This is a genomic window from Streptomyces sp. NPDC028711, from assembly GCF_055565415.1.
In genome coordinates this window covers 168444-191993 of record NZ_JBVHUJ010000010.1, presented here as the reverse complement: position 1 = coordinate 191993, position 23550 = coordinate 168444, and the positions used below count along the sequence as shown (strand labels likewise).

Sequence of the window (23550 nt, the reverse complement as noted above, 5' to 3'; positions counted from 1 at the left end):
CTCCGGCAGGACCCCTTCGTCCACTCCCCCACAGGAGACACCTGATGAGTCTCGACGCGTACTACGACCGCATCGGCGAACACCACCTCGCCGCACTGTGGACCCGTCTCTCCCACCTGATCACCCCCCAGCCGCGCAGCGACTGCCGCGCCCACCGCTGGCGCTACTCGGACGTACGGCCGGCACTGCTCGCGGCCGGTGAGGTCATCACCGCCGAGGAGGCCGAGCGGCGCGTCCTGATACTGGAGAACCCGGGCCTGCCCGGCAGTTCGAAGGTCACCACCTCCCTCTACGCCGGGATGCAGCTGGTCCTGCCGGGCGAGATCGCCCCCAGCCACCGGCACAGCCAGTCGGCGCTGCGCGTCATCGTCGAAGGCAGCGGGGCGTACTCCGTGGTCGGCGGCGAGCGGGTGGCCATGGAGCGCGGGGATCTGGTGCTGACCCGCCCGATGACCTGGCACGACCACGGCAGCGAGGGGGAGGGACCGACCATCTGGCTGGACGCCCTCGACATCCCCCTCGTCGGCTTCTTCGACGCCTCCTTCCTCGAGCGCTCCCCCGAGGCGGCGCGCGCGGTGACCCGCCCGGACGGGGACTCCCTGACCCGGTACGGCGCCGCCCTGCTGCCGGTGGGCAGCAGGCCCGGCGGCAACGCGTCGCCGATCACCTCCTACCCGTACGCCCGGACCCGCGAGGTCCTCACCCGGCTCGCGAAGACCGACGCCCCGGACCCCTGGCACGGCGTCAAGGTGGCCTTCACCAACCCGCTCACCGGCGGCGACGTCCTCCCGACGATGTCCGCCTGGGCCCAACTCCTCCCCTCCGGCTGGCAGTCCGCCGCATACCGCTCCACCGACGCGACCGTCCTGCTCGTGATCGAGGGGAGCGGCCGCACCCGCGTCGGCGACCAGGTCCTCGACTGGCGGGCCGGTGACGTCGTCGTCGTCCCGAGCTGGTCCTGGGTGCGCCACGAGGCCGACGAGGAGTCGGTGCTCATGAGCTACTCCGACCAGGCCGCGCAGCGGGCCCTCGGCCTGTGGCGCGAGGAGCGGCGGAGCGACCGGCCGGAATGACCGGGAAGCCGAAGGAACCGCACGACCACGAACCCCCACACCCCCGGCCCCGGCCGGGTGAAAGGCCCTCAGCAATGAACGTCCTTCTCGTTCACGTCAAGAAGAACCTCCTGCCCGACCGCGTCCGCACCGCCCCGGAGATCGGCCACCTGACGGTGATCACCGAGCCCGGTCACGCGCAGCGGTACGGCCCCGAGGTCGACGTCCGCCTCATCGACGACGTACAGGATCCCGAGGCGCTGCGGCTCGCGGTCCTGCGGGTGCTGCGGGACCGGCGGATCGACCGGATCTTCGCCCCGTTCGAGCTCGGCCAGGCGCAGACGGGGTACGTCCGCACCTACTTCGGCATCCCGGGCACCGGCGCCGAGGTCGCCCACGCCTTCTCCAGCAAGTACGCGATGAAGGAGCTGATGCGCGGGGCCGGCCTTCCGGTGGCGGACTTCCGGCTCGCCGCGGGCCTCGACCAGGTGGCCGAGGCCGCCGCCGAGCTCGGCTGGCCGGTCGTCGCCAAGCCCATGATCGGCGGCGGGTCCATCGACGTGTGCGTACTGCGCGGCCCCGAGGAGTTCGAGGCGTTCGCCGCCTCGCCGGAGGCCGGCCCGATCCGGGCCCTCCGAGTGCCGCTGGTCGTCGAGAAGTTCGTGGAGATGACCGCCGAGTACCACTGCGACGGAGTGGTGAAGGACGGCCAGGTCGTCTTCGCCGCCTCCTCCCGCTATCTGGTGCCGGTCCTCGACCACGGCGCGATGTTCGGCTCGGCGACGCTGCCGGCCGGTGATCCGGTACGCGCGCGCATGGAGGAGCTGCACACCGAGGCGGTCGCCGCCCTGGGACTCGTCGACGGCGTCACGCACATGGAGTTCTTCGGGACCGCCGACGGCCTGGTCGCCGGGGAGATCGCCTGCCGGCCGGCCGGCGGCGGCATCCCGGACGCCCTCGCCCTGCACACCGGCGTCGACGTGTGGCAGTCCTGCCTGCTGCTCGCCCTGGGCCTGGAACCGAAGGTGGACCAGGTCCCCGAGCACGGCGTGACGGCCCACTGCTACCTGCCGCTGACGCCCGGCCGGATCGTCGCCATGACGGGGGCCGAGGAGCTTCTCGCGCTGCCGTCGGTCGTCGACGTGAAGATGCTCCGCGAGGTCGGCGAGACCGTGCCCGAGCGGCTCAACTCCGCCGCCGCGAGCGGTCTCGTCTTCCTGCGGGCGGACTCCGCCGAGGAGGCCGAGGCGGCCGTGGCCCGCGTGTACGAGACGTTCCGCATCGAGATCGAGGCGGCGCAGCGGTGAACTACCTCATCCTGAACCGCAGCGCGCTCGCCATCCGCCCGTACCGCGAGTGGATCGGCGAGGGGCACCGGCTCCTGCTCCTCACGGACGCCCGCGCGCTGAGCGCCGACGACACCGTCCGGGCGGAGCAGCTCGCCTCCTTCGACGCGGCGGTACCGCTGTCCGACTACCACGACGGCGTCGCGGTGGAGCGCGAAGCGCTGCGCCTGCACGTCGAGTTCGGCTTCGACGAGATCATCGCCCTGTCCGAGTTCGACCTGCTGCGGGCCGCCCGGCTGCGGGAGCTCCTGGAGCTGCCCGGCCAGACGGAGCGGAGCGCCGCCGCCTTCCGGGACAAGCTCCTGATGAAGGACCTGCTGGCGGCGGCGGGCGTCCCCCTGGCACCGTACGCGGCGGTGCCGGACGCCACCTCCCTGCTCCGCTTCACCCGGGAACACGGCTTCCCCGTCGTGGTCAAGCCACGCCGTGGGGGCGGCTCCATGGGCGTCGAAGTCCTGCGTGACGAGGACGAGCTGTGGGAGTACGCGGCCCGCTTCCACGGCCTCGGCGGTGACGACGAGTCCCCGCTCCTCGTCGAGAGGTACGTCGAACACGAGCTCTTCCACATCGACGGCCTCATGGTCGACGGTGAGATCCGCCTCATGTGGCCGTCCTCCCAGGGCACCACCACCTGCCTCGGCATGCTGGAGGGGCAGATGCTCCACAGCGCCATGCTCGACACCGACGACCCCCGCCTCGACGACCTCCGCAAGCTCACCACCACCGCCCTGCAGACACTCCCCACCCCCGAGACCACGATCTTCCACGCCGAGATCTTCGGCACCACCGACGGCCTCGTCTTCAACGAGATCGCCTGCCGCATGGCCGGCGGCCGCATCGAAGAACAGATCCGCCTCGGCTTCGGCGCCCATCTCCCCAAGCTGTACGTCCGCGCCCTCACCGGCGGCCCCCTCCCCCGCATCCCCTCCGAACCGGCCAGAATCGGCGGACTCGCCCTCTTCCCACCCCGCCCCGGCCTCCTGCGCGCCGTCCCCGGCGAATGCCGCATCCCCGGCATCAGCAGCTTCACGGTGGCGGTGGCGGCGGGGACCCGCCTCGGACCCGCGCACGCCAGCGTGGACAACTTCGCCTCGGCGCTCGCCGTGGGCGCGACCCGGGCCGAGGTCGAGCAGGCCATCGACCGGCTCAGGACGTGGGTCGAGGCGGAGACCGTCATCGAACCCGAACCGCGGTCCGAACCCGGCGCCGAAGCGAGGGGGAGCAAGTAGTGCGCGAGACCTTCGCCCTCGTCCGGAAGACCCCCGGCTGCCTGCTGCTGCTGTTCGGGAACTTCGCGATCACCTTCGGCAGCAATCTGGTGCTGCCCTACCTGGCCGTCTACCTCACCCTCGAGCAGGGGGTCTCCCCCTGGGCCGTCGGTGCGGCCTTCACCGCCAAGCTCTGGGCCCAGCAGGGTCTGATGGTCTTCGGCGGTTCGATCGCCGACCGGATCGGCACCGTACCCACGATGTGCCTGGGCCTGCTGATGCGCGCCCTGTCGTACGTGCTCGTCGTCACCGCGGCCACCGACATCGGCGCCGTCGTCGCCTGCGGCCTCCTGGGCCTCGGCAGCGCCCTGTACATCCCGGCCGGCAAGGCGGCGCTCTCCCACCTGGTGGAGGGGCAGGCGGCGACCACGTCGATCTTCGCCCTGCGCAGCACCGCGAACAACGCGGGCACCGCCCTCGGTCCGCTGGCCGGCGGACTGCTCCTGCTGCTCGCCTCGCCGAGCCTCGGCTTCCTGGCCGCCTCCGCCCTGTTCCTCGTCCTGATCGTGCCGTTCTGGCAGCTGCGCCACCGGATCCCGCACACCCCGGCGCCGCCGGCCGCGCCGGGCACGGCGGTCGCCAAGCCCGGCATGTTCCAGGTCCTTCGCACCTGCCCGCGCATGATCTGGATCGTCGCGACCGCGGTCGTCTTCGGCTTCTGCTACGTGCAGATCGAGTACGCGATGCCGATCACCGCCGCCGAACAGGGCAAGGCGTTCGTCGGCGTCCTCTACACGGTGAACGCCGTGGCCGTCGTGCTCCTGCAGCTCGTCCTCGCCGCCCGGCTCGGCCGCCTCGCGAACTCGGCGGCGGTCATCGCCCTCGGTCTCGGCGCGATGGCGGTCGGCTTCGGCCTGTTCAGCCAGGGCTCCGTCGCCTTCCTGCTGCTCGGCGTGGTGCTCTTCACCGTCGGCGAGGTGATCGTCGACCCGAGGCTCGACGGCGAGGTCGCCCAGGCGGTCCCCGCCGCGCAACGGGCCACCGCGTTCGGCATGGTCGGCCTCGGCATGGCCGTGGGCGGCACGCTCGCCAACGCCGCCGCGGCCTCCGCGTTCGGCCCCGCCCGGAACGGCTCCGGCTACTGGCTGCTGCTGCTCGCCGTCGCCGCGCTGCTCGCCCTGATCACCTGGGCCACGGCGCCCCGCCGCGCGGCCGCCGCCGCGACCCCGGCGGGCCAGGAGGCGGGGGTGGCGGGCTGACCGCCGCCGCTCCCCCGCTCCCCGCCGTCGCGCCCCGAACCCTTCACGGAAAGACCACCGTCATGACACCCCCTACGCTCGCCCCGCCGCGACCCGCCGCCCAGCAGCCCGACTGGCCGGACCACACGGCCCTGCGGGCCGCCGCCACCGCGCTGTCCCACCGCCCGCCGCTCGTCCGGCCCGAGGAGTGCGACCGGCTCCGCGGCCGGCTCGCCGAGGCCGCGGCGGGCCGCGGGTTCCTCCTCCAGGGCGGCGACTGCGCCGAGACCTTCGCGGACACGGCGCCGGGACCCGTACGCGCCAAGACGGCGCTGCTCGCCGCGACCGCCGCCCTGATCGAGCCGTCCCTGCGCCTCCCGGTGACCGTCATCGGCCGCATGGCGGGCCAGTTCGCCAAGCCCCGCTCCCGGCCGACCGAACTGGTGGACGGCGTGTCCCTGCCCGTCTACCGGGGCGACATGGTCAACGGGGCCGAGCCGACGCCCGGTTCCCGGCGGCCCGACCCGGCGCGGCTGCTCCGCGCGTACGACCACGCCCGCGAGGCCGTCCTGACGGCGCGCGAGGGGTCCGGCCGGGAGGTCTTCACCAGCCACGAGGCACTGATCCTGGAGTACGAGGACGCCCTCGCCCGCCGGGACGCGGCGAGCGGAGCCACGTACGGTCTCTCGGGCCACTACCTGTGGCTCGGCGAGCGGACCCGGCAGTACGAGGGCGCCCACGTGGAGTTCGCGGCGGGCGTCGCCAACCCGGTCGGCGTCAAGCTGGGGCCGACCGCCGACCCGGACGACGTGCTCGCGCTCGCCGCCAGGATCGACCCCGACCGCGTCCCCGGCCGCCTCAGCTTCATCACCCGCATGGGCAGCGACAAGGTCCGTGACCTGATGCCGGTCCTGGTGGAGAAGGCGCGGGCCGAGGGCGTCGAGGCCCTGTGGGTCTGCGACCCGATGCACGGGAACACGTACACCGCCGCCAACGGCCTCAAGACGCGCCGCTACGAGGACGTGCTCGACGAGGTACGGGGCTTCTTCGAGGTCCACCGGGAGCTCGGCACCTGGCCGGGCGGGCTTCACCTCGAGTTCAGCCCGGACGCGGTGACCGAGTGCGTGGGCGGCCCGGGACCCGCCACCGAGGCGGATCTGACCGCGCGCTACACGAGCACGTGCGACCCCCGGCTCAACCGGGCCCAGACGCTGGCCCTCGCGGGGGCGGTGGCGGAACTGTTCGCCGGGTTCCCCGTACGGAACCCCTTGGTCTGAGTGACCCGGCGGTCCGTGTGACCCGGCGGCCTTCGTGCCGGACCGTGTGTTCCCCGTACGGAACACCTGTCCGGTACGGAGGCCGCTTCGCGCGTGGGGCGGGCCCGTCCGACGCGGGGCGGGGGCGCCGGGAGGGCGGCGCCCCCGCGCGGCGGGCCGTCAGCGGGCCAGGGGGACGCCCGCCTTGACGACGTGGCGGCGCGGGGCGTGCTCGACGACCGCGTGGGCCGCCGAGGCGCCCTCGACGACGGTGAAGTCGGCCGGAGCGCCCTCGCGGAGCCCGTACTCCTCCAGGCCGAGCGCCGCCGCCGCGCCCCCGGTCGCCGTCCACAGGGCGAGCTCGATCTCCTCCTCGCTCTTGAATCCGCTGCGGACGGCGAGCTGGCCGACGCGTACGAGCATGTCGGCGGAGCCGTACGGGCTCCACAGGTCCCTGATGCCGTCGGTGCCGAGGCCCATGGGCACACCGGCGGCCTGCATGACGGCGGGCGAGGGAATCGGGTCGCTGAAGCCCGCGCAGGTGAAGAGCGCCATCCCCGCGCCCGCCAGGAGGTCCGCGATGCGTTCCTGCTGCGGCCGGGCTTCCTCGCCGATGGCGAAGGCGTGGCTGATCGCGACCCTGCCCTGGAGGGACAGCGCCTTGGTCCGCTCCGCGATGAGACCCACCTGCCACAGGCCGAGGGTGCCGCCGTCGTGGAGGTGGATGTCGACCTTCGCCCCGTGCTTCTCCGCGAGCCCGAACACCACGTCGAGGTGGGCCACCGGGTCGCCGTCGACCCCGGCCGGGTCGAGGCCGCCGATCGTCGGCACGCCCATCCGCAGGGCGGCTTCCATGAGTTCGACGGTGTCGCCCTCCACGAGGAGACCGCTCTGCGGGAACGCCACCTGTTCGACGGTGAGGGAGCCGGAGACCCGCTCCGCCGCCGCCATGACGGCCTCGACACCGGACAGGCCGATGTCCGGGTCGACATCGGTGTGCGTACGCACGTGCGTGGTGCCCGCCGCCGCCATGTCGGCGAGGAGGCCGGCCATCCGGCCCTCATGCGGAATGCCCAGCTCCGCGCGCCGCCGGCGGCCGTTGCCGATCATGCCGTGCAGTTCGGTGCCCGCCGTGTTGGGGACCCAGGGGCCGCCCCAGATCGTCTTGTCGATGTGGCAGTGGGCGTTGATCAGGCCCGGCAGGACGACCCGCTCCCCGGCGTCGATCTCCCGGACTCCGCCCGCCCCGGAGCCACTTGCCCCGGCGACGCCGCTCGCCCCGGCCCCGGGCGGCACCGTCGCGGAGTCCGCCCCCGGCCGCCGGTCCCCCGGCGCGAGGATGCCCGCGATCCGGCCGTCGCGGACGACGACGTCCTCGGTCCCCGTCCGTCCCCACAGGCGACCGGACCGGAGTACAAGGTCGTTCACACGCTTCTCCTCTTCGCTCGTTCCCGTACCTCGGCTGCTCAGACTTCGGGCAGCAGCGTCAAGCCGTGCTCCGCGGCGTGCAGCAGCACGGCGTCACCGGTGGACCGGTACGCGCGCAGACAGGCCTCCGTGAGCTTGATGGCGTGCTCGTCGCCGTTGGCGACGGCCCGGTCGATCAGGTCCTCCTCCGCCGGCGGGGCGCCCTGGGGCAGCGGCTCCGTCACGGCGTCCGGAGCGTGTACGGCGTAGAGCCCGGCGGCCAGCCGCCACAGCGCGTCGTACGTGGCCCGCCGCGCGGCGGGCGGAAGCAGCGGCAGCACCGATCCGGCCGCGACGGGCGCGGTCACCGCGTGGACGAAGGCGGTCGGCCAGCGGCGGCCCCGGGTCAGGAACACCCCGGCGAAGGTGGTGGCGAGCTCCGCCATCGCCGCGCCGGCGTCCCCGGGCGCCCGCAGGGCCGACACGGCCGCGGGGAAGCCGTCGATGCCGGCCACCGTGTCGAGGCGGTCGCGGATCAGGCCCGGGTGCACGCCGCCCGGGTGGAGGGGCAGGCCCTCGATCGCCCGCGCGAGGGGCAGCCGCCCGGCGCCGGTCGGACCGCCGGGGAGCGGGGCGTAGCGCGCCGCCCAGTAGGCGAGGGCGGTGGCGAACTCGGCGCGGCGCTCCTCGGTGTCGCCCGCCGCCAGGCCGCGGACGGCGTGGGAGGTGCGGATCACTCCGTGGGTGGCGCCCGCGGCCACGCCCGGCAGAAGCCGGGGCCACCAGCGGTGCAGGGCCGGGCGCCAGCCGTCCCGGGCGATCTCGCCGGCGAAGAACGCCTGCCAGTCGGTGACCCGGCGCAGGTCGCCCAGGGCCGTGTGCCACCGGGTCGCGGGAATCGGCTCCAGCGGTCGGGGGGCCCCGTCGAGCTGCGGGAGGTAGCCGGTGATCCAGTCCTCGACGAGCGCGGGCCGCCGCAGGGCGATCAGCGCCTCCGCCACCATGGGGGCGTGGTTGGTGAGGGTTCCCCCGTACTCGGGGCCCGCGGCCCGCAGCCGGCCGAGGTTCTCGTCGAGCACGTCGGCGTCGCACCGGCCGAGGTTCCCGGCCGATATGTCGACCCGTACGTCGTCGTCGCTCCGCCCGGGGTTCTCGGCCCGTACGTCGGCGTCCGCCGCGAGCATGCTGTGCACAGTCATCGCCGTCTCCGTCCCCGGCCGTACTAGGAGACGGCGAGGTTGTGGCCGCCGAGCGAGGCCTTGGCCCACAGGTAGCGCTCGTTGTCGGGGTTGGAGTGCACGCGCGTGGGCACCACGTCGACGACCTCGATGCCGTACTCCCGCAGCTGGCGGACCTTCTCCGGGTTGTTGGTGAGCAGCCGGATCCGCTCCAGGCCGAGCGCCTTCAGCATCTGGGCGGCCACGGCGTACTGGCGCTCGTCGTCCCCGCGCCCCAGCATCCGGTTGGCGGAGAAGGTGTCGACGTTCGTGTCCTGGAGGATGTACGCGTCGAGCTTGTTGTAGAGGCCGATGCCCCGGCCCTCCTGGCGCAGGTAGAGGATGGCGCCGCCGTTCTCGGCGACGGCGTCCAGGCCCTCGTCGAGCTGCGGGCCGCAGTCACAGCGCTTCGAGCCGAACACGTCGCCCGTCAGGCACTCGCTGTGGATGCGGACCAGCGGGATCCGGCCGGTCTCCGTCGGGACCTCGACGGCGACGTGCTCACCGCTGTCCGCGAGTCCTCCGAAGCTGATCAGGTCGGCCCGGACGGGACGGCCCCGGTCCATGCCGATCGGGACGCGGGCGCGGATGGCGGCGGGCGCGAGGGCGGTGGTGGTGGCGTAGCCGTCGAGGACGCTCATGGGGAACTCTCTCTTCCGAATGTCGGTGTGGGTGAGGGGTGGAGAAAAGTGAAGGGGGCAGGGGACCTGGCGGGACGTCAGATGAATTCCGTACCCGTCCGGTTGTGCAGCAGCGAGCGGAAGGCGATGCCGGTCACGGCCTCCCGGGCCCGTTCCGCCGCCTCCTCGGGCGTGGCCCCGTGGGCGCGCGCCATCGCGAGGCGGCTGTCCGAGGACGGGTCGGGATCGAGCGGGTCGCCCGCGCCGAAGAAGAGCCGGACGTCGTCGACCTGGGGAAGACCGCGGGCCTCCGCCGCTCCGGAGACCGACTCCACGACACCGTGGGCGACCGCCGTGGCGTACCAGATCGCCGCGTACCGCGGGGTCCGCTCCCCGGCCCCGGCCAGTTCCGCCCGCAGCTCGTCGAGGAGCCCGGGGGCGCCCAGCGCCTGACGGGCCGTGTACCGGAACAGGTCGACGCCGAGGGCCTCGCGTACCAGCTGGGGGATGTCGTCCCCGGCCAGCCTCAGATGGGTCTCGATGAGCCGGGGCCCCCGAGGGGTGAGGACGATCTCGGTGTGCGTGGGGCCGAACCCGATCTCCAGGGCCGTCAGCACGTCGAGCACATGGGCCGTGATCGCCTCGCGGTCGGCGTCGGAGAGCGGGGCGGGTGCGACATGGCCCAGCTCCACGAAGGTCGCCGGGTCGGAGAACTTCCGGGTCACGCAGACGATCTCGTGCCGGCCGTCCTCGGAGAAGGCCTCGACGCTGAACTGCGGCCCCCGGTGGAAGGACTCGACCAGGACGCCGCCCTCGGAGAACGGCCCGGGGGCGGACACCTCGGCGTGGGCCGCGGCGACCTCGTCGGGTCCTTCGACCTTGCGCACCCGCGCGCTGCCGGCGCCCGAGACGGGCTTGACGACGCACGGGTAGCCGTGGACTCCGGCGAACGCGGCGATGTCGGCGGCGCCGGACACCAGCCGGGACGGCGTGGTGTCCACACCCCGGCGGGCCAGCTCCTCGCGCATCGCCCGCTTGTCGTGGACGTGTTCCACCGTCCACTCCGAGTGCATCGGCAGTCCCAGGGCAGCCGCGACCGCGGCGGCCCTGTCCTGCTCCCACTCGCCGAACGCGACGACCCGGGTGACGGGGTCGCGGCGGTGCACCGCCCGCGCGTGCTCGATCCACTCCTCGACCGGGGCGTCCGGGCCGAGGGCGATCACCCGCCGGTGCCGGTCCAGGGACCTCAGGCGGCCCACCAGGCCGATGCCGCACAGGGCGGTCAGCCGGACGTCGGCGGAGAGCTCCCTGAGGACGTCGGGGAACTCCCGGCTGCCTCCGACGCACAGCAGATGCGTATGCCCGGTCATGCGTTCGCGCCTTTCGCTTCGGACGGTGCGGTACGGGACGCCCGGGCGCCCCGGGCGAGACGGCGGAACCCCAGGGCGGCCCCGCCGAAGAGGCCGGCGAGCAGCAGCCACCCCGCGGGCCCCAGAGGAAGGACCACGCGGTAGGCCAGGGTCGGCCCGATGACGCTCTGGACGCCGGAGCCGGTGTTGAACGCCCCCATGTACTCGCCGCGCCGCTCCTGCGGGCTGAGGTCGAAGACGGTCTGCCAGGCGGCGACCATCTGCAGGTTCTCGCCCACGGTCAGCAGGACGACCGCGAGGACGCAGAGCAGCACCTGGAGTGCCGCGCCGGTGAGCCCGTCGGCGACGGCGCAGACGAGACACGCCGCGGCGAGCAGGGCGCCGGCCGCCGGGAGGGCCCGGGCCGTGGTGGCCGGGGACCATCGCATGCGGCCGATGGCCAGCTGGATCACCACGGTCAGGCCCGTGTACAGGGCGGTCAGCAGGCCCGGAAGCGCCGGGGAGAGACCCAGGTCCGTGACGAGCCACAGGGGCATCAGGACCAGCAGGACCGTCTCGTACAGCGACAGCAGGCCGTTGGCGAGGCAGAGGCCGAGGAACCGGGTGTCCCTGAGGACGGACTTTCCGGGTGCCGGGCGGCGCTCCACCGGGGCGGTCGCGAGGGGGCTCCCGTATCCCGGGGCCGGCGCCTTCCTGCCGATGAGCAGGACGGTCCAGGCGAGGACGAGGAACGACAGCCCGTTGACCATCAGGAGGACGACCACGAGGGAACGCGAGCCGCTCGCCAGGGCGAGGCCGGCGATCACCGCGCCGACGCCGAACGCAGCGCTGCGCACCGCCCGGACCCGGGTCATCAGCCGGACGCGCGCGTCCTCCGCGAAGACCTGGCCGAGCAGCGACTGCTGGAGCGGGAACGTCGTCGTCTCCAGCGCCATCAGCCACAGGGTGAAGGCGAAGAAGGCCGGGTACGAGGTCGCGCCCGCGTACAGCAGCACGCCCACGCCCCGCAGTACCAGAGCGGCGACGTACACCCGTACGAGGCCGTACCGGTCGGCGAGCCTGCCCACCGGGACGGGGGTGAGGATGCCGAGGACAGCTCCCGCCGACATGGCGAGCGTGACGGCTCCGGGGGCGAGGCCGACCATCGTGACGAAGTACAGCATGGCCGCGCCGGCGCTCAGGCCGCTGCCGAGGGAGTCGATGCCCGTGCCGAGGAGCAGCTGCCCCGCCCGGGTCCGGTCCGCCCGCTCGGCGGGCCCCCGGTCGCGGACCGGGGCCGCCGCGACGCCGGGCGTCACTGGACCGCTCCCTCGCGGCCGGCGGCCGTGACGGACGGCCGCCGTACGGGCGGCACGTCCTCGACGACCACGCGGTGGGCCGCGATGTGGGCGTCGTCCGCGACCCGGATCGGCCCGAGCACGGAGGCGCCGACTCCGATCAGCACCCGGTCGCCGATGTGGGGATGGCGCCGCTGGCCGGCCCTGCCGTCCCGCCACCAGCCGCGCGAGCCGAGCGTCACCTGGTGGTAGATCGTCACGTCGTCGCCGACCACCGCGGTCTCGCCGATGACGACGGCGAACCCGTGGTCGATGAAGACCCGGCGGCCCAGGCGGGCGCCGGCGTGGATCTCCATGCCCGAGGACTTGCGGCACGCGTGGGTGAGGAGCCCCGCCAGGAGGCGGTGCCCGCGGGCGTGCAGCCGGTGGGCCACGCGGTGGAGCGCGAGCCCGCGCCACGGGGCGTGCAGCAGGGCTTCCGCGATGCTCAGCCGGGACGGGTCCCGGTCGAGGACGGTACGGAGGTCTTCGAGGATCAGCCGGACGAGGGAGGGGCGCGGGGCGGGGGGCGCCGTGGGCGTGGTGGCTGCCGTGGTCGCGGGTTTCGTGGGTGCGGGGGGCGTGGGCTTCCCCGTCGTGTGCCTCACCGGGGGTCCACCACGATCGTGATGTCCCGCTCGGCGGACTCGACGAGCCGGGCGACCTTGTCCGCGGAGTCGTCGGCGAACACGTGCGTCGACAGACCGGTGCCCGCGAAGCCGGAGAGGGCGAACGTGTCGCCGACCCGTGCGGTGATCCGCCGCGCGAGCGCCGCGCCGCCGACGGCGGAGTCGTCGTACGCGCGCAGGACCCCGGAGGGGGCGTAGTGCACGGTCCACCCGGCGTGCCCGGCGACCGGGTCGCCGGCGAGTCGGCGCACGTCCTCCCCCGCGTCGATGAGGAGCTTCGCGTGGTCCAGGTCGATGCCCCGGGTGGCGCGGAAGGCCTCCAGGACCCCGCCGCCGCCGGGGCGTGCCGCCACCTCGCAGAAGGTGAGGGCCGAGCCGTCCCAGAACGCCTCCAGGTGGAGGACCGCCGCTTCGACGCCCCAGCCGCGCACGACCGCGTCGAGGAGTTCACGGGCCGCCGCGCGCAGCGCCCCGTCCTCCACGGTCACCGAGGACAGCGGGGCGCCACGGGTGTGCGAGAGCGTGTCCTGCCGGTACGCGGAGACGTCCCAGCGGAGGAAGTCGCCCTGGACGACCGCGTCGATGTGGCACATCGCCCCGTCGACGTACTCCTCCACGAGGTGGACCCCTGGCACGAACTCCGTACGCAGCCAGGCCTCGACCTCGGGCGCCGTGCGCAGCACGGACACCCCGCGCGAACCGGCGCTGGAGCGCGGCTTGACCACGACGGTCCCGTACCGTTCGAACGCGGTCCGCAGCGCGTCGGCGTCGTGCGTCACACGGCCCCGGGCGTGCCGGATGCCGGCCGCGGCGGCGCGCTGCTTCATCAGCGCCTTGTCCCGGAAGGAACGGACGTACGCGGTCGGGTCGCCCGGCGTCCCGAAGCGGTGGCGCAGCCGGGCCACGGGCTCCAGGAGCCGCTCGGAGAGGCACACCACCCGGTCGACCGGCGCGACGGCGTGGGCCGTGTCGGCGAGCCGGGTCAGCAGGGCGTCGTCGAAGACGTCGGCGCTCATGGCCAGTTCGGCCGGGGCGACGCTCGGGGCGGGGCCGCCGATGAGGGTGAGCCGGTAGCGGTCGGCCGGGAAGAGCGGCTCGCCGTCGTCCCCGAGGAGCGACGCGGGCAGCGTCCGGTCGACGAGCAGGACGTGGGTGCGGCCGGCGGGTTCGGGGGCGAGGCCGAGGGCGGCCGTGCCGCGGTCGGCGGTCGCCGCGCTGGTCTCCGTGTCGGTCGCGGTCACCGTGAGAAGCAGCCGGCCGGAGGCCGGGTCCATCGCGGCGGAGCACACCTCGGGGAAGTCGTACGCCGTCTCCAGGGCGGCCGGCGCGTTCGTCCACGCGCGGCCGGCCGGGGCGGTGAGCTCCCGCAGCCGGGTGTGCCCGGGGCGGCGCGCCGGGAGCACCGGCTCCCCGCCGACGGCCGCGCGGACAAGGACGGTGAGGGCGTCCCGGTCGTGCGCGGCGCCGAACAGCGCCCGCAGTTCCTCGGTGAGGCCCCAGCGCAGGACCGGCTCGGCGGCGGTGCCGTCGCCGTTGCCGTCGGCGGGGAACCAGGACTGCACCAGGCCGTCGGCGCAACCGGCGGCGTACGCGCCGGCGGCCGTCAGGAGCCGCTGCCGCTGCGCCTCGGGGAGGGCCGAGGGGAAGGTCCAGTCGGTCGTCCCCGCGGTGGTCGGCTCGGTGAGGTCGGCGATGCCGAAGTGCCGGACGTCGTCACCGGTGACGAGGGAGAGCACCACGTGCCCGGCGGTGTACGGGGGGCGGCCCGCCGGGACGGCCGCGAGGGAGTCGGCGCCCGTGCCCGTGCCGGTGAACTCGGCGCGCAGGGCCTCCGCGTGCCGGGCGAGGCCGGGGGTCAGGGCCAGGACGGCGGTCACCGGCTCGGCGCCGTGGATCTCCCGGGCGAGGGCGGGGGTCTCGTCGACGTGCGCGGCCTGCCGCCATCGGCCGAGGTACTGGCGTTCCCAGCGCGCGCGGTGGGGGGCGGCGTCCCCGGCGGGCCCGACCCAGACGACGCTGACGCGGCCGGTGGCCACACCGGCGGCGCCCAGGGCGCGGGCGGAGAGGAGTTCGTTGCCGTCGCCGCCGAGGAGCAGGAGGAGATGACCGCCGGGGTGGACGGCGGGGTCGGTGCCGGGCGAGGCGGACGGGGGTACGACTCCGGGCGCGACGCCAGACGCGGGCGTGACGCCAGAGCCGGACGCGGGCGCGACGCCAGAGCCAGACGCGGGCGTGACCACGGAGGCGGGCGCGACGCCAGAGCCGGACGCGACCGCCGACGCAGGCGCGGCCGCCGACGCAGGCGCGGCCGCCGACGCAGGCGCGGCCACCGACGCAGGCGCGGCCACCGACGCAGGCGCAACCTCGGACCCAGGCGCCTCCGCCGGAGCCAGCGTGATGCCCTCCAGGATGGCCGCCGCCGCCGTCTCCGCGGTCTCGCACGCCTCCGTCGCGTTCTCGCCCGACGCCACCAGGTAGCCGATCCGGTCCCAGTTGTTGCGCAGGAGCGACACCTGGGAGCCGGGCGTGGCGGACAGCTCGTACCACTCCGTGCCCGGGGGCAGTTCGGCCGGCGGCTCGACGGAGGTCACGGTGCCGGCGGTCTCGCTCCAGAGGTGGCGCAGGGCGACGGTGCGCAGCGGCGCGAGCACCTCCTTCAGGCGCTCGCCCGTGGCCAGGGCCACCAGGTCGAAGAAGACGGACCGGTCGAGGGCGCGGCTGATCAGGTGCGTGACCACGTGCCCGGCCATCCGGCCGTTGATCTCGATGAGTTCGGGGCCGGTCGGGGTGATGACCAGCTCCATGTGGACGGCGCTGTTGCGGATGCCCACGGCCCGTACCGCGTCCAGGGCGAACTCCCGCGCCCTGCCCCGGCCTTCGAAGACGGCGGGGAAGTGGCGGCCCATCTCCGCGGTGACGCCGGGCGGCTGGGCGCGCTGTTCGGTGAAGCCGAGCAGCATCGGCTCGCCCTCCTGCACCATGATCTCGGCGCTCACGTGCCGGCCGAACGCGTACTCCTCGACGACGGCCTTGGGACAGGGCGTCTCCGGCGCGTCGAAGAGCAGCGCGAGACCGGCCCGTGCCTGGTCCTCGGTCCAGGCGATGGACACGCCGACCGAGTAGCCGCCGAACGCGGGCTTGATCACCACGGGCAGGCCGATGTCGCGGACCGCGGCCAGGCCCTCGTCGCCGTCGCGCACACCGCGCCACCGCAGGGAGCCGATGCCGTGTTCGGCCAGCCGGGCGCGGACCGCGTCCTTGTCGGCGAGGAGCCGGGTGGCGTCGAGGCTGTCGTGGGGCAGTCCCCAGGTGCGGGCCAGTTCGCTGGCCACCGGCAGGTAGTCCTCGACGCGGCAGATCACGCCGTCCGGGGGGACGGGCCCGATCGCCCCCTCGAGCCGCTCGGCGAGGTCCCAGGCCTCCGCGAGGCCGGGCACCTCGACGACACGGGTCGCGTAGGCGACGTTCTCGTACCCCAGGTCGCCCCGGAAGAAGTCCATGGTGTCGGCGACGAAGGTGACTTCGACTCCGGATTCCGCCAGCGACTTGACGATGTCGAAGCCGCGTACGGACGTGGTCTCGATCAGGATGATGTGCATGAGGGGTTCTCTCTTCGGTCACGCGCGACGGGAGCGGGCGAGGTCCCAGTCCTCGGGGGAGCCGGCGTCGGGGAAGACGGTGAGCACGACGGCCTCGGAGGGGAGTTCCGCCGCGACGGAGCGGGCGGCCAGCCAGTTGGCGGCGCCGGAGCTGCCGGCCCGCAGCCCGGTCAGGTCGTGCAGGGCGACCATGGCGTCGAGCGCTTCGCCGCGGGCCACCCGGCGGTGTTCGACCGCCGTGTCGTGGCGGCGTACGAACGGCTGGTGCAGGCCGTTGCCCAGGCCGGTGGCCCCGGTGTACTTGGGCAGTCCGTTGGGCGGGAGCGGGCTGCCGTACGGGAGTTCCGCCGGGGTGACGCCCACGGTCCGCAGCCCGGGGGCCACCTCGATCAGGCGGGACCGTACGCCCATCAGCGTGCCGCCCGAGCCGATCGAGGCCACCCATGCCGCCGGGCGCGCGCCGCCGAGCTGGTCGACGATCTCGGCGCCCGTGGTGGCCGCGTGGAACGCCGGGTTGACCTCGTTGCGGTGCTGGTAGAGCAGGGTCCACCCGGGGTCGGCCGCGGCCAGGGCCAGGGCCTCCTCGATCACGCCGAGGAAGCCGAGTTCCCCGTCGACCAGGGCGTACTCGAAGCCGTGTCCGGTCAGCCGGTCGAGGAGGCTCGGCGGGGTGACCGAGGGGACCACGAACTTCATGTGGATCCCGAGCAGCGAGCCGAGGTGGGCCAGGGCGCGGGCGAGGTTGCCTCCCGAGTACTCCAGGAGGCGCAGCTCGGAGAGGTCCCGCTCGCCGTGCCGCTCGAGGGCGGAGCAGAGCAGGGCGTAGGCGACCCGGTCCTTGATCGAGCCGACGGGGTTCTCCCCCTCGCACTTCGCCAGGATCCGGGCGCCGCCGGGCGGTCCCGGCACCTCGCGCAGCGACGTGCCGCCGAGCTGTCGCGCGAACCGCGCGAGCGCCGGGTGGGCGCGGTGCAGCGCGGCGAAGTCGGGCAGGCGTACGGGGCCGGCGGAGAGCTCCGCCTCCAGGGGCTCGATCATGCGTAGTGCGCCGCCTCGTGCGAGGCCACGGCCTGGGCCTCGCGCCACAGGTCGGGGAAGTGCAGGCGTACGGCGAACTTGTCCAGGAGGTCCACGGGGCGGCCCGACATCCCGGTGGGGCGGTCGGCGTCCTCGTGACGTTCGCGGAAGGCGGGGTGTCCGCCGACGCGCGACCACACGAGCCGCTGGTGCACCTGCTGCCAGTCGAGCAGCGCGTCGTCGAGCTGCATGAGCGCCCCGGCGACGGCGGCGAGCCCGGAGACCTCGCCGTCCCGGGGGGCGGCCTCGGACGGCCCGGTGCCGAACAGGTCGGGGAGCGCGGCGCCCTGGCGGTGCACGGCGTCGGAGAAGCGCAGCCACACATGGCGGCAGACGCGGTGCAGGTTGCGCGCGCCCGGGGAGTCGGTGCCGCTGTCGTTGCCGGGCAGCCTGCCCCGGATCTGGAGGAAGTCGGCCTGCGTGATCAGGTCCCGCAGGTGGTCGATGTGGTCGGAGGCCAGCCGCTGGAGCCGTACCGCACGCTCCAGGAGCCGGGTCGCCTCGCCGTACCTGCCGCCGTCGAGCTCCCGCGCGGCCCGGTTGATCTCGAAGTGCATGTTGTACCAGCACAGTTCGGTCATCACGTGCAGCGACTGGAAGAGCAGGAAGTCGGGGTGCGGCAGCTCGTCCAGGGGACGCATGGCCGGCAGCACCTTGGTGAAGCCGACCACCTCGTCGTAACCGGTGGGTCCGCCGACCACGTAGGCCGGTCCGGGGACGGCCGTCACGGGCCGCTCCTGCACGTCGGTCATACGAGGGCCCGCCCGTTCTCCCCGAAGCGCCGTCCGGCCGCGCGGCGGAGGTCCGCGATCACGTTGATACGGCGCAGCCAGCGGTCCGTACCGTCGTAGCGGGCGGAGAAGGGCCGGCGTCCGTGGACCGCGCGCTTGTTGTCGACGATGAGGAGCTCGCCGGGGGCGAGGGCGACGTCGCGGAGGTTGGCGTCGATCTCCTTGGTCACCGAGTCGAGCGCGGTCACGGCCTCGCCCTGGAGCTCACCCGGCATGAAGGCGGGGTCGATGCGGATGAAGGGGGACTCGGGGTCGCCCGAGAGCACGGCCGTCCGGCGCGGCTGCTCGTTCATCTCGGTGATCCTGCGGAAGGCCTCCTCCTGCCTGCCGTCGCCGCCGACGCCCGTGGTGGCGCTGTTGAAGGCCGCGGTGTGCGACTCGTCGGGGAGGATGACGAAGTCCTCGTCGAAGAGCCGGGCACGGACGTGCTCGTCGAGGACGACGTCGTCCACCGCGGCGAAGGTCGTGGGGACCCTGTCGTGGTTGCGCAGGCCGAGCAGCATGATCCAGTCGGCGCGCAGCGGGTGGAAGGCGTCCTCGTTGTGCCATTCGAGGTTGACCGTGGAGCTGGAGCCGAGCTGCTGCTCCTCGTGCCCCTTGATCGGGAAGAGGTCGAGGACCATGCGGCCGCGCTGCTGGCTCAGGTACGAGACGGGGTCGCCGAGCAGGGATCCGAGGACGAGCAGCAGGGTGGCGGCGCGGATGGCCTCCGGGCTCGTCACCTCGTCGGTGTAGGAGGTCGGCGTCGGGCCGGCCAGCGCTTCGTCGACGGGCAGGTTCGAGAGGACGAGGCCACCGCCGCCGCCGGTCAGACGGAAGTTCACCAGGGTGGCCCGTACGCGCTCGGGGACGTCGTGGGCGACGACGGCGAGCCGGTCGAGGCGCTGCTCGAGCGGGACGTCGGGCGCGGCCGCGAGGACGTCGTCCGCCAGGGTCCGCAGGGCCTGGCTCTCCTCCTCGGTCAGTTCGAGGAAAGGAACTCCGTCCGCCGGGCGCAGCGGCAGTTCTTCGCCCATTCGGGGGGCAATGGCTTGCATCACTTCATTCCATTCATTGCAATCCGTCACGGCTCTCGGCGAAACACCGATGAACCCGTTTCAGGGTGTTCTCCGGGCCGCCTGCATTGCTTTCGCGGAGGCTTTGGATTCACTCGGTCCGTGCGGTGCGGCACGACGCGGACCGCGCCTCACCCATATTCCGGCACATGACCGCCGGGTCGAGCGGAAAACCGTGTGCAGGTGTCTGCGTTGCAGGATCACGAACCAAGAGCGAAGCAAGACAAAAGCGGACACACGCACCGAAAGAAAAGCGCTGGGACAGAAAAGCGCTGCGGCCCACCTCGTCCGAGGTGGGCCGCAGCGCGTGAGCCGGGTCAGAGGTCGACGCGGTGCCCCCGTGCGCGCAGGACGTCGGCGGCGTCCCGCACCCGGTCGCGGGGCACCAGGATCAGGTCGGCGTTGTACGTGGAGGCCACGAAGACCGGGACGCCGCCCTCGGCCAGCGGCGACAGGAGCAGGGCGAGCATGCCGGGCACGTCGAGGCCGTGCGCGGTGTCGCCGCTGTAGAGGGCGACCCACACGTCACCGTCCTCCGCGGTGTCTCCGGCGCGCCACTCCCGGACGACGGTCAGACCCTCGGGAGCGCGGACGAGGGAAATCCAGGGACCGGCGAGAGAATTCGCCTCGTCCTCGGTGTGTTCGACGACAAAAGAACCATTGAGTACCCGCAGATGCTGGGGGGTCGCAGTAATCATGAGTGCATCGTAGGGACATTCGGCTGTACATTGACAACCCCCATCGAACAATCGGAGTCGAAGCCGGTGCGCCGAAGTGCCCGGCTGACATGAACGGACCCATTCATGGGCAGTCGCCCCCATGTGCTTCTCAGCGTCGCCGTATCCCTCGACGGATACATAGACGACGCCTCACCCGAACGCCTGCTGCTCTCCAACGCCGCCGACTTCGCGCGGGTGGACCGGCTGCGCGCCGAAGCGGACGCCGTCCTCGTCGGCAGCGGGACCCTGTCCGCCGACAACCCCCGGCTGCTCGTGAACGACCCCGCGCTTCGCGCCGGGCGCCGGGAGTCCGGCCGGCCCGAGCATCCGCTGAAGGTGACCCTCACGTCCCGGCACCGGCTCGACCCGGGCCTGCGGTTCTGGCACACGGGCGGGCGGAAGGTCGTGTACACCACCGACGCCGCACGTCCGGAGCTGAGCCGGACGCTGTGCGACCGCGCGGACGTCGTCGGGACCGGACCCGCGGTGGAGCTCGGACCGCTCCTCGACGACCTGGGCGCACGGGGTGTCCGGCGGCTCATGGTGGAGGGCGGCGGCACCGTCCACACCCGCTTCCTCGCCGAAGGCCTCGCGGACGAGGTCCACATGGCCGTCGCCCCGCTCCTCGTCGGCCACCGGTCGGCGCCCCGCTTCCTCAACCCGGCCGAGTTCCCCGGCGGCCCCGGCCGACGGCTGCGCCTCCTCGGCACCACCACGCTCGGGGACGTCGTCGTCCTCCGCTACGCCGCCAAGGAGTCTGCCCGATGACCTCTTCCGTGTCCCCCTCCTCCTCCCCGTCCCCCTCGCCGTACACCGAGGCCGATGTCCACTGGCTGCGTCGTGCCGTCGACCTCGCGTACGCCTGCCCGCCGTCGGCCACCGCCTTCTCCGTCGGCGCCGTCATCGTCGGCGCCGACGGCCGGGAGCTGGCCTCCGGCCACAGCCGGCAGCTCGCGCCCGACCTCCACGCCGAGGAGTGTGCGCTCGCCGGAGTGCCCGATACGGCTCTCCTGGCCGGCGCCACCCTCTACAGCTCCCTCGAACCCTGCTCCCGCCGAAGCTCCCGGCCCACCCCCTGCAGCGAGCTCGTCATCGCCTCCGGCATCCGGCGGGTCGTCATGGCCTGGCGCGAGCCGGACGTGTTCGTGGCCGACTGTCAGGGGGTGCGGCTGATGGCCGGGGCGGGCGTGGACGTGATCGAGATCCCCGCCCTTGCCGAGTCCGCCCGGGCGGCCAACGCCCATCTGCGCTTCTGAGAGGCCTCCGTTGAAGACAACGCCCCGCACCACCCCCCGTACGCCCGACGCCGTGGACACCGACGCCCTGATCGAGGACCTGAGGACCCTGGTCGAGGTCGAGTCGCCGTCACGGGACCTGGAGGCCCTGACCGCCTCCGCGAAGGCCGTCGCCGGTGTCGTCGAGAGCCGTCTCGGCGGGCAGGCCGTGCTCGTCGAGAGCCCGTCGGGGCCCCATGTCCGCTGGTCGGGCGGCGGCACCCCGAGGGTCCTCCTGCTCGGGCACCACGACACGGTGTTCCCGCTCGGGACCCTCGCGCGCCGCCCGTTCACCGTCGAGGACGGGCGCGCCACCGGCCCCGGGGTCTTCGACATGCTGGGCGGCATCGTGCAGGCCGTGCACGGCGTGGCGCTCCTCGACGACCCCTCGGGCGTCGAGCTCCTGGTGACCTGCGACGAGGAGGTCGGATCCCCGTCCTCCCGGGCGCTCATCGAGGAACGGGCCCTGGCCTGCGGGGCCGTGCTCGTCCTCGAGGGCGCGGCGGAGGGCGGGGCCCTGAAGACGGGCCGCAAGGGCTGCGGCACGTTCGAGGTCACCGTCAGGGGTGTCGCGTCCCACGCGGGCCTCGAACCCGAAGCGGGCGTCAACGCCCTGGTGGAGGCCGCGTACCAGGTGCTCGACATCGTGGCGCTCGGGCGGCCCGAGGCCGGCACGTCCGTCACCCCGACCGTCTCGTGGGCGGGCACCGTGGAGAACGTCGTGCCCGCCGAGGCGAGCGTCGTCGTCGACGTCCGGGTCGTCACCGCCGACGAGAAGGACCGCGTCGAGGCGGCGTTCGCGGCCCTGACGCCGCACCTCGAAGGGGCGGAGCTCTCCGTGCGGGGCGGCATCGGCCGTCCTCCGATGCCCGAGTCCGCGTCGGCGGATCTCTTCGCGCTGGCGAGGACGCTCCTGCCCGGCCTCGAAGGCAAGGCCGTCGGCGGGGGCAGCGACGGCAACTTCACGGCCGCCCTCGGGGTGCCGACCCTCGACGGTCTGGGAGCGGTCGGCGGCGGCGCGCACGCCGACCACGAGTACCTGATGGTCGAAGCCATGGCCGAGCGGGCGCACCTCGTCGCGGGCCTCATCGAGGCGGTCCGCGCCTCGTAACTCCCCCTGTCCCTCCCTCCTTCTGTCCCGGCCTCCCCGGGTGAAAGGTGACCAGCCATGAACGTCTTGTCCGTCCACGTCAAGAACAACCTGCTACCGGACCACGTCCGCACCGCCCCGGAGATCGGCCACCTCACGGTCATCACCGAGCCCGGTCACGCGCAGCGGTACGGCCCCGAGGTCGACGTCCGTCTCGTCGAGAGCGTCGAGAACCCCGAACTGCTACGCCTCGAAGTCCTGAAGCTGCTCCGGGAGCGCCGTATCGACCGGATCTTCGCCCCGTTCGAACGGGGCCAGGCGCAGGCCGGTCACGTCCGCGCGTACTTCGGCATCCCCGGCACCGGCCCCGAGGTCGCCCACGCGTTCTCCAGCAAGTACGCGATGAAGCAGCAGATGCTCACGGCCGGCCTTCCGGTCGCGGGCTTCCGCCTTGCGGCGGGCCTCGACCAGGTGGCGGAGGCCGCGGCCGAGCTCGGCTGGCCGGTCGTCGCCAAGCCCATGGTCGGCGGCGGGTCCATGGACGTCTGCGTCTTCGCCTCCGCCGAGCGGTTCGAGGAGTTCTCCGCCTCGCCCGAGGCCGACCCGATCCGGGCGCTGAACTGCCCGCTGATCGTCGAGGAGTTCGTCGACATCGAGGCCGAGTACCACTGCGACGGTGTGGTGAAGGACGGCCAGGTCGTCTTCGCCGCCTCCTCCCGCTATCTGGCGCCGGTCCTGGGCCGCGGCACGGTGTTCGGCTCGATGACGCTGCCGGCCGGTGATCCGGTACGCGCGCGCATGGAGGAGCTGCACACCGAGGCGGTCGCCGCCCTCGGTCTCGTCGACGGCGTCACGCACATGGAGTTCCTCGACACCGCCGACGGGCTCGTCGTGGGCGAGATCGCCTGCCGCGCCGCGGGTGGCGGCATCCCGCACGCCCTGGACCTGCACAGCGGTGTCGACGTGTGGCGGGCGAGCCTCCTGCTCGCGCTCGGCCTCGACCCGAAGGTGGACCCCGTCCCCGAGCGGGGCGTCACCGCGCACTGCTACCTGCCGCTCCGGCCCGGCCGGATCGTCGCCCTGTCCGGGGCCGACGAGCTGCGCGCCCTGCCGTCCGTCATCGACGTGAAGATACTCAGCCGGGTCGGTGACGTCGTGCCCGAGCGCCTCAGCTCCGGTGCCGCGAGCGCCCTGGTCTTCCTGCGGGCGGACTCCGCAGAGGAGGCCGAGGCGGCCGTGGCCCGCGTGTACGAGGCGTTCCGCATCGAGATCGAGGCCCTGTGACC

20 protein-coding genes are annotated in these 23550 nt (G+C 73.7%); 9 read left to right on the top strand and 11 right to left on the bottom strand.

Annotated elements, in window-relative coordinates; all coding sequences use genetic code 11:
- Positions 1 to 44: 44 nt before the first annotated feature.
- The 5 genes from gtdA to ACZ4VK_RS27990 all read left to right on the top strand — a co-directional run bounded on the left by gtdA (position 45) and on the right by ACZ4VK_RS27990 (position 6121).
- On the top strand, positions 45 to 1073 hold the full coding sequence (gene gtdA, locus ACZ4VK_RS28010) for a gentisate 1,2-dioxygenase (RefSeq protein WP_468357683.1): 1029 nt from the start codon (positions 45 to 47) through the stop codon (positions 1071 to 1073).
- Between the two features lie 74 nt (positions 1074 to 1147).
- A complete protein-coding gene (locus ACZ4VK_RS28005; protein WP_468357680.1) occupies positions 1148 to 2359 on the top strand; it encodes an ATP-grasp domain-containing protein in 1212 nt (403 codons plus the stop codon).
- The gene (locus ACZ4VK_RS28000) at positions 2356 to 3627 is read left to right on the top strand and encodes an ATP-grasp domain-containing protein (RefSeq protein WP_468357677.1); all 1272 of its coding nucleotides are present in this window, start codon (positions 2356 to 2358) and stop codon (positions 3625 to 3627) included. Before ACZ4VK_RS28005 ends, ACZ4VK_RS28000 begins: the two co-directional genes overlap by 4 nt.
- Positions 3627 to 4865, top strand: a complete 1239-nt coding sequence (locus tag ACZ4VK_RS27995; protein ID WP_468357674.1) for an MFS transporter — start codon at positions 3627 to 3629, stop codon at positions 4863 to 4865. Before ACZ4VK_RS28000 ends, ACZ4VK_RS27995 begins: the two co-directional genes overlap by 1 nt.
- A 62-nt stretch (positions 4866 to 4927) precedes the next feature.
- Positions 4928 to 6121 carry a 3-deoxy-7-phosphoheptulonate synthase gene (locus ACZ4VK_RS27990; RefSeq protein WP_468357671.1) on the top strand — a complete coding sequence of 398 codons (1194 nt, stop codon included), beginning with the start codon at positions 4928 to 4930 and terminating at the stop codon, positions 6119 to 6121.
- A 159-nt stretch (positions 6122 to 6280) separates the two neighbouring features.
- Here ACZ4VK_RS27990 and ACZ4VK_RS27985 read toward each other — a convergent pair whose 3' ends face one another.
- The 11 genes from ACZ4VK_RS27985 to ACZ4VK_RS27935 all read right to left on the bottom strand — a co-directional run bounded on the left by ACZ4VK_RS27985 (position 6281) and on the right by ACZ4VK_RS27935 (position 19879).
- Entirely contained in the window at positions 6281 to 7528 is a 1248-nt protein-coding gene (locus ACZ4VK_RS27985) for an amidohydrolase (RefSeq protein ID WP_468357668.1), read from the bottom strand.
- A gap of 38 nt (positions 7529 to 7566) precedes the next feature.
- Positions 7567 to 8706: a questin oxidase family protein gene (locus tag ACZ4VK_RS27980; protein ID WP_468357665.1), complete on the bottom strand. Its 1140-nt coding sequence runs from the start codon at positions 8704 to 8706 to the stop codon at positions 7567 to 7569.
- A 23-nt stretch (positions 8707 to 8729) separates the two neighbouring features.
- Positions 8730 to 9365, bottom strand: coding sequence for a GTP cyclohydrolase II (locus tag ACZ4VK_RS27975; RefSeq protein WP_389681407.1), 636 nt, complete (start codon positions 9363 to 9365; stop codon positions 8730 to 8732).
- A gap of 77 nt (positions 9366 to 9442) precedes the next feature.
- Positions 9443 to 10714: an ATP-grasp domain-containing protein gene (locus tag ACZ4VK_RS27970; protein ID WP_468357662.1), complete on the bottom strand. Its 1272-nt coding sequence runs from the start codon at positions 10712 to 10714 to the stop codon at positions 9443 to 9445.
- Positions 10711 to 12012, bottom strand: a complete 1302-nt coding sequence (locus ACZ4VK_RS27965; RefSeq protein ID WP_468357659.1) for an MFS transporter — start codon at positions 12010 to 12012, stop codon at positions 10711 to 10713. The genes ACZ4VK_RS27970 and ACZ4VK_RS27965 overlap by 4 nt, the downstream gene beginning before the upstream one ends.
- Positions 12009 to 12638 (bottom strand): serine O-acetyltransferase, encoded by a 630-nt coding sequence (locus tag ACZ4VK_RS27960; RefSeq protein WP_468357656.1) that lies wholly within the window; start codon positions 12636 to 12638, stop codon positions 12009 to 12011. Before ACZ4VK_RS27960 ends, ACZ4VK_RS27965 begins: the two co-directional genes overlap by 4 nt.
- Positions 12635 to 16258 carry an ATP-grasp domain-containing protein gene (locus tag ACZ4VK_RS27955; RefSeq protein ID WP_468357653.1) on the bottom strand — a complete coding sequence of 1208 codons (3624 nt, stop codon included), beginning with the start codon at positions 16256 to 16258 and terminating at the stop codon, positions 12635 to 12637. Before ACZ4VK_RS27955 ends, ACZ4VK_RS27960 begins: the two co-directional genes overlap by 4 nt.
- An 18-nt stretch (positions 16259 to 16276) precedes the next feature.
- Positions 16277 to 17296: a pyridoxal-phosphate dependent enzyme gene (locus tag ACZ4VK_RS27950; RefSeq protein WP_468357650.1), complete on the bottom strand. Its 1020-nt coding sequence runs from the start codon at positions 17294 to 17296 to the stop codon at positions 16277 to 16279.
- Positions 17293 to 18087, bottom strand: a complete 795-nt coding sequence (locus ACZ4VK_RS27945; protein ID WP_468357647.1) for a tryptophan 2,3-dioxygenase — start codon at positions 18085 to 18087, stop codon at positions 17293 to 17295. Before ACZ4VK_RS27945 ends, ACZ4VK_RS27950 begins: the two co-directional genes overlap by 4 nt.
- The gene (gntD, locus tag ACZ4VK_RS27940) at positions 18084 to 19163 is read right to left on the bottom strand and encodes a guanitoxin biosynthesis L-enduracididine beta-hydroxylase GntD (RefSeq protein WP_468357644.1); all 1080 of its coding nucleotides are present in this window, start codon (positions 19161 to 19163) and stop codon (positions 18084 to 18086) included. Before gntD ends, ACZ4VK_RS27945 begins: the two co-directional genes overlap by 4 nt.
- Before the next feature lie 335 nt (positions 19164 to 19498).
- Positions 19499 to 19879, bottom strand: coding sequence for an ACT domain-containing protein (locus tag ACZ4VK_RS27935; protein WP_468357641.1), 381 nt, complete (start codon positions 19877 to 19879; stop codon positions 19499 to 19501).
- Positions 19880 to 19984: 105 nt separating this feature from the next.
- On the opposite strand from ACZ4VK_RS27935, the gene ACZ4VK_RS27930 reads away from it, so the two are divergent.
- From ACZ4VK_RS27930 to ACZ4VK_RS27915, 4 genes are read left to right on the top strand one after another with little or no spacing between them, the layout of a single operon-like run.
- Positions 19985 to 20668 carry a RibD family protein gene (locus ACZ4VK_RS27930; protein ID WP_468357638.1) on the top strand — a complete coding sequence of 228 codons (684 nt, stop codon included), beginning with the start codon at positions 19985 to 19987 and terminating at the stop codon, positions 20666 to 20668.
- Entirely contained in the window at positions 20665 to 21156 is a 492-nt protein-coding gene (locus ACZ4VK_RS27925) for a cytidine/deoxycytidylate deaminase family protein (RefSeq protein ID WP_468357635.1), read from the top strand. The genes ACZ4VK_RS27930 and ACZ4VK_RS27925 overlap by 4 nt, the downstream gene beginning before the upstream one ends.
- Before the next feature lie 10 nt (positions 21157 to 21166).
- Positions 21167 to 22285 (top strand): M20 family metallopeptidase, encoded by a 1119-nt coding sequence (locus tag ACZ4VK_RS27920; RefSeq protein WP_468357632.1) that lies wholly within the window; start codon positions 21167 to 21169, stop codon positions 22283 to 22285.
- Positions 22286 to 22342: 57 nt separating this feature from the next.
- On the top strand, positions 22343 to 23548 hold the full coding sequence (locus ACZ4VK_RS27915) for an ATP-grasp domain-containing protein (protein ID WP_468357629.1): 1206 nt from the start codon (positions 22343 to 22345) through the stop codon (positions 23546 to 23548).
- Positions 23549 to 23550 lie beyond the last annotated feature (2 nt).